The sequence below is a fragment of the Saccharomonospora iraqiensis subsp. iraqiensis genome (assembly GCF_000430445.1).
GTDB classification, from domain to species: domain Bacteria; phylum Actinomycetota; class Actinomycetes; order Mycobacteriales; family Pseudonocardiaceae; genus Saccharomonospora; species Saccharomonospora iraqiensis.
The window spans coordinates 1-2,523 of record NZ_KE387100.1 but is presented as its reverse complement, the minus strand read 5'-3'; the positions used below and the strand labels follow the sequence as shown (position 1 = coordinate 2,523).

Sequence of the window (2,523 nt, the reverse complement as noted above, 5' to 3'; positions counted from 1 at the left end):
CACCGGAAGGCGGCGGGCCGGTCGGGGTCCGGCCGGGCGGAACCTGCCCCGGGGGGTTCGGGGGGACCGGATGGGTCAGGTACCCGGCGGCGGCCAGCCTGGTGGGGGTGGGCAGGGGGTGGCCGGCCCGCACCGCGGCCACGGCGTTGGCGAACTCGCCGCCGGTGGCGTAACGGTGTCGTGCGTCCTTGACCAACGTGGCCTCGACCACCGCCCGCGCTCCCGGGGGGACGTCCGGCGGCAGCGGTGGCGGGCGGTCCCGGATGTGCATCATGGCGACGCTGACCGCGTGCTCGGAGAGGAACGGCCGGTACCCGGCCAGGCATTCGTAGCCGCACACGGCGAGGGAGTAGACGTCGCTCGCGGGTTCCGCGTCCTGCCCGAGTGCCTGCTCCGGCGCGATGTAGTGCGCGGTCCCCATCACCATGCCGGAGCGGGTGACCGGCGCGGAGTGCGCCGCCTTCGCGATGCCGAAATCGGTGAGCTTCACCCCGCCCGACGAGGTGACCAGGATGTTGCCCGGCTTCACGTCCCGGTGCACCAGCCCGCGTTCGTGTGCGGCCTGCAGCGCCCGTCCCGCCTGTTCGAGGATGTCCAGCACGTACTCGGCCGCGATGCGGCCCTGCCGGGCGAGGATCGCCGCCAGCGGTTCGCCCTCGACCAGTTCCATGACCAGGAAGGCGATGGAGTGGTCGCCGGTCTCGGTCTCCCCGTAGTCGTGTACGGCGGCGACGCCCTGGTGGTTCAGCGACGCGGTCGTGCGCGCCTCGGCCCGGAACCGGTGCAGGAACTCGGCGTCCCCGGACAGTTCCGCCTTGAGGATCTTCACCGCGACCGTGCGGTCGAGGCGGGTGTCGGACGCCTCCCACACCTCGCCCATCCCACCGACGGCGATGCGGTTCACCAGCCGGTAGCGCTGGGCGATCAGTTGCCCCGTCGACAGCACGCTCAGCCACCCCCGAGGGCGGCCGCCACGGTGGCCCTGCCGACCTCGGCGGCGACCGAGCCACCGGTCGCGGCGAGGCCCCGGTCACCACCGGACTCGGCGAGGACGGCCACCGCGATCTCCGGGTTGTCGTACGGGGCGAAGGCGGTGTACCAGGCGTGTGGGGGAGTGGACTTCGGGTCGGAGCCGTGCTCGGCGGTGCCCGTCTTCGAGGCGATCTTGAGGGCGGGGTCCTTGCCGCCCCCGCCGGTGTTGCTCTCCGACGCGATCATCATGTCCCGCAGCACGCCCGCGTTCGCCGCCGACATCGCCGGGTCGCCGGTCAGCTCCTCCGGTGGGAACGACTCGATGTGCGACAGGTCCGGGGCGGTGAGTTCGCTCACCAACCGCGGTTTCATCGCGACCCCGTCGTTGGCGACCGTCGCGGCCAGCAGGGCGTCCTGCAGCGGGGTGAGCCGGACGTCGCGCTGGCCGATCCCGCTCTGGTACAGCGTGGCGTCACTTTCCAGGTCACCGAGCTGCGACTGCGCGACCGGCATGGGCACCCGCAGGTCCGACATCCCGATGCCGAAGTCGGCGGCGGTCTCCCGCAGTTTCTCCTCGCCGAGTTCGGCCGCGAGTTCGGCGAAGGCGGTGTTGCAGGAGTGCGCCAGCGCGTCGGCGAGCGTGCCACCGGGGCAGGTGCTGCCGTTGAAGTTCTCCAGCGTGGCACTCGTGCCGGGCAGTTCCACCTCGGACTCCCGGGTGACCTCGGTGTTTGGGTCCGCACCGTTCTCCAGTGCCGCGGCCGTGGTGACCAGCTTGAACGTGGAACCCGGCGGGTACGTTTCCCGGATCGCCCGGTTCGCCATCGGTCCGTCCGGGTCGTCGGTGTAGCGCTGCCAGGCCTCCTGCTGCTCCTCGGAGTTGTGCGAGGCGAGTTCGTTCGGGTCGTACGAGGGCGTGGACACCATCGCGAGGATGTCGCCCGTCTTCGGGTCGAGCGCCACGACGGAGCCGGTGTAGCCGCGGTCGGTCATCGCCTGGTAGGCGGCCTCCTGCACGGCGGGATCGATGGTCACCCGGACGTTCCCGCCGCGGGTGTCGCTGCCGGTGATCAGGTCGGAGAGCCTGCGGACGAACAGCCGGGGGTCGGAACCGTTGAGGAACTCGTCGTAGGCGCTCTCCAGGCCGGACGCGCCGTAGTTGACCGAGTAGTGCCCGGTCACCGGGGCGTACATCGGGCCGTTGGCGTAGGTGCGCCGGTACTGGAACGTCGCGTCGTCGGTGGGCTCGATCCCGGCCAGCACCTGGCCCGCGTCCTCCGAGACGATCTTGCCGCGTTCGCGGGAGTACTCGTCGTAGAGCACGCGGCTGTTCCGCCCGTCGGTGCGGTAGTCGTCGGCCTCGACCACCTGGACGTACGTCGCGTTGGCCAGCAGCAGCGTCACCATCGCCAGCATGGCGACCCCGACCTTGCGCAGGGGGGTGTTCACGTCCGATTCCCCCTTTCAGGGCTGTGGCCCGCCGGTCCGGACGGGCCCTGCGGCGGTCCGTGGTCCGCGGGGGCTGCGGGGCCCGGCGCGGGCGTGGGGCCC

Annotated in this window: 2 protein-coding genes; both read right to left on the bottom strand. The window is 71.9% G+C overall.

What is annotated here, in order from left to right; translation table 11 throughout:
- The coding region (locus ACTIR_RS23420) for a serine/threonine-protein kinase (RefSeq protein ID WP_065388593.1) at nucleotides 1–946 on the bottom strand (946 nt) is incomplete at its 3' end.
- 2 nt (nucleotides 947–948) lie between these two features.
- Entirely contained in the window at nucleotides 949–2,421 is a 1,473-nt protein-coding gene (locus ACTIR_RS0114310; RefSeq protein WP_026454808.1) for a peptidoglycan D,D-transpeptidase FtsI family protein, read from the bottom strand.
- Nucleotides 2,422–2,523 lie beyond the last annotated feature (102 nt).